Origin of the sequence: Pseudomonas sp. PNPG3 (genome assembly GCF_023093815.1) — a bacterium.
Classification (GTDB): domain Bacteria; phylum Pseudomonadota; class Gammaproteobacteria; order Pseudomonadales; family Pseudomonadaceae; genus Aquipseudomonas; species Aquipseudomonas asiatica.
Genome location: NZ_JALLKV010000326.1, coordinates 1 through 238, shown reverse-complemented (window position 1 = coordinate 238; position 238 = coordinate 1). Strand labels below are relative to the sequence as shown.

Sequence of the window (238 nt, the reverse complement as noted above, 5' to 3'; positions counted from 1 at the left end):
TCGCGATCCTCGGCACGCTGTGGACGGCCGGCGCGGGCGTCGGCACCCTGGTGGTCGGCTGGCACCGGCCCAGCGACGTCGTCGGCGCGATCCTCGTGGTCGCGGCCTGGACCTTCGCGGTGCTCGCGCTCGACGGCCTGCATGCCCGGCGCCGCGCGGTCCGCGCCCTGCAGCGGATCCGCGAGCGGCAGGCGGCCGACGCCGCCCAGGGGGTGCGCCCCCTGCGGGTGCGCCCCGA

General features: G+C 79.8%; 1 protein-coding gene. It reads left to right on the top strand.

Features of this window, described 5'->3' with window-relative positions:
- Positions 1–238 (top strand): hypothetical protein (locus MJ643_RS31245; protein WP_247727393.1); only part of this gene is annotated, 238 nt, incomplete at both ends.